Annotated in this window: 3 protein-coding genes; 1 reads left to right on the forward strand and 2 read right to left on the reverse strand. The window is 29.0% G+C overall.

The features are described from left to right. Positions 1-317 precede the first annotated feature (317 nt). A complete protein-coding gene (locus HMPREF1983_RS01610) occupies positions 318-1,424 on the forward strand; it encodes a BMP family lipoprotein (RefSeq protein ID WP_021752536.1) in 1,107 nt (368 codons plus the stop codon). A 100-nt stretch (positions 1,425-1,524) separates the two neighbouring features. Here the strand turns inward: HMPREF1983_RS01610 and HMPREF1983_RS01615 are convergent, their stop codons facing one another. Both HMPREF1983_RS01615 and HMPREF1983_RS01620 read right to left on the reverse strand, forming a co-directional pair. Beyond that, the gene (locus tag HMPREF1983_RS01615) at positions 1,525-1,878 is read right to left on the reverse strand and encodes a YlbF family regulator (RefSeq protein WP_021752537.1); all 354 of its coding nucleotides are present in this window, start codon (positions 1,876-1,878) and stop codon (positions 1,525-1,527) included. Positions 1,879-2,163: 285 nt separating this feature from the next. Then, positions 2,164-2,429 (reverse strand): LPXTG cell wall anchor domain-containing protein (locus tag HMPREF1983_RS01620; protein WP_021752538.1); only part of this gene is annotated, 266 nt, incomplete at its 5' end.

Here is a 2,429-nt window from a genome sequence, read left to right on the forward strand (position 1 = left end):
ATTTATTTTTTATTTTTTATAAAATAAATATTATTATTTAAAAAATCATAAACTAATATATTAAAATAATATTTCAGTGATAATTAAAGTCAAAAATAGTTGTGAAAATGCTTTATTTTCCACATGTATTAGCCTGTTGTATAAATAAATAATGAACATTAAGATTTTATATATAAAAGAAAACGCATTTAATCGTTATAACCCGAACATTATAAAAATATGTAGTATTAAAATAAATAAAATATTGATATTTAAGTTATTTTGTGGTATTATTTTAATATAACTAATATATACAATTATAAAGGAGATTATTTTTTATGAAAAAAGTTTTTTCACTAATTGCAGTTGTGTTATCAGCAGCATTAATTATTGTGGGATGTTCTTCTAAATCATCTAATAATAGCGGTTCATCTTCAAAATCTGACTTAAAAATCGGAGTAGTTACCGATGAAGGCGGAGCAAAAGATAAAAGTTTCAACCAAAGTAATGTAGAAGCTGTAAAAGCATGGGTTGAAAAAAATGGTGGTAAAGCACTTAATCCGATAGAAACTAAAAACCAAAGTGACATCGCAGCTAACTTACAAAATGCAGCGAAAGCATCTGACGTTATTTCATTAGCAGGTTTCTACTTTGAAAAAGAACTACCAAAAGTAGCAGATTCATTTGGAGATAAAAAATTCATCTTTATTGATGGGGTAGTTGAAAAACCAAATGTAGAATCTATTAACTTCGCTGAACATGAAGCAGGATATTTAGCCGGATATGCAGCAGCTTTACAATCTAAAACCGGTAAAGTAGGATTTATCGGTGGTGCTAAAATTCCAGCAGTAGTGAAATTCGGTTTAGGATTTGTTCAAGGTGCTAAAGCAGCTAACAAAGATATCAAAATCATTTATAACTACAGTGGATCATTCAATGATACAAACAAAGGTAAAACTTTGGCAGCAACAATGTATGATGCAGGAGCAGACGTTATCTTCGTAGCAGCCGGCGGTACAGGAAGCGGTTCTGTCAAAGAAGCACAAGAAAGAGCTACTAAAGATGTTAAAGAAAGCGGAGAAATAAAACACTGGATCGTTGGGGTAGATAAAGACCAATATTCAGAAGGTATCTTCAAAGCTAAAGATAAAGACAATAAAGATGTAGAAAAATCTGTTATCTTAACTTCAGCTGTTAAACGTATTGATGTAGCTGTAACTCAAGTATTAGACGCAATTAAAGAAGGTAAATTTGAAGGTGGAAAAGCAAAAGTCTTCACAATCAAAGAAGATGGTGTTGGACTTCCTGAGAAAAACCCTAACTTAAGCGATGATATTGCTCCAAAAGTTAAAACAGCAGTAGAAGATTTAAAATCTGGAAAAGCCACTGTTGAATCAGATGTAGCTAAAATTACTGATAAAGCAAATATTGATGGAGAACTATAATCTTTCCACAGTATAAAATTAAGTATTATAAAATATCCCATAAAGCTCAAGCGAGTTTTATGGGATATTATTCATACTATATCTTTTGTAAAATTTATTTTTATTGATTACCATATTTTTCAAATAATTCATCCAACGGTTTATACATTATTTTATTCAAATCCTCAATAAGAATTTGTAATTTTTGTTGAACTTGCATAAACTCCAAAAATTTTGAATTAGCCATTAATTTTTGTTGAATTTCTTCAAGGTTTTTTAATTCTTCTTTTGACTGTTCACTATCAGAATCTGTTTTTTCCATTATTTTTTTTTGTACTGATACAAATTCAGTATATAATTTTTTAGCTTCTTCATCTGCATATAATGCTTCTGTAGCTTTTATTGATGCTTTATATTCATCACTATTTCTTAATGCTCTTTCAAATTCGTTTGCTTTATCATAAATGTTTACCATAATTATTTACGCTCCTAAATGTGTTTTTCTACATTGTATCATAGTTTAACCTTTTTTGACAATAATAAAGTTATATTTAAAATTTTTATTGATATACTACAAAAAAGGGGCGACTTAAAAATCCTGATTTCATTAGAAATCGATTTTGTTAAGTCACCCCTACAATTTTATTAGATTTGGAAAAAACTCTTTTAATATATTTCCAAATTAATAATCCGCTGAATCTGATTACTAATAAGTAAATTCTATTAGAATTTTAGGTCAGTTTTTTTATTCGGTTAGTTATTAACCTTTTCTTCTTCTTGAATAAGCTAATGCTGCTCCGGCTAGTAACAATCCTCCTATTACTTCTGCCATACCGTTATCTGTTAATCCTGTTTTAGGTAAGTTCGATTTTGGTTTTTGTGGCATTGGATCTTTTGGTTTATCTTTATCAGTAACTGTTAGTTTATTCCCCTCTGCTTTTGCAGTGTTTCCATTTACATTTGTTATTTTTACATTTCCGTCTTTATCTACTGTAAATGTTATGTCCGTTACCGCTAAGTATCCTT

The organism is Gemella bergeri ATCC 700627 (assembly GCF_000469465.1).
Classification (GTDB): domain Bacteria; phylum Bacillota; class Bacilli; order Staphylococcales; family Gemellaceae; genus Gemella; species Gemella bergeri.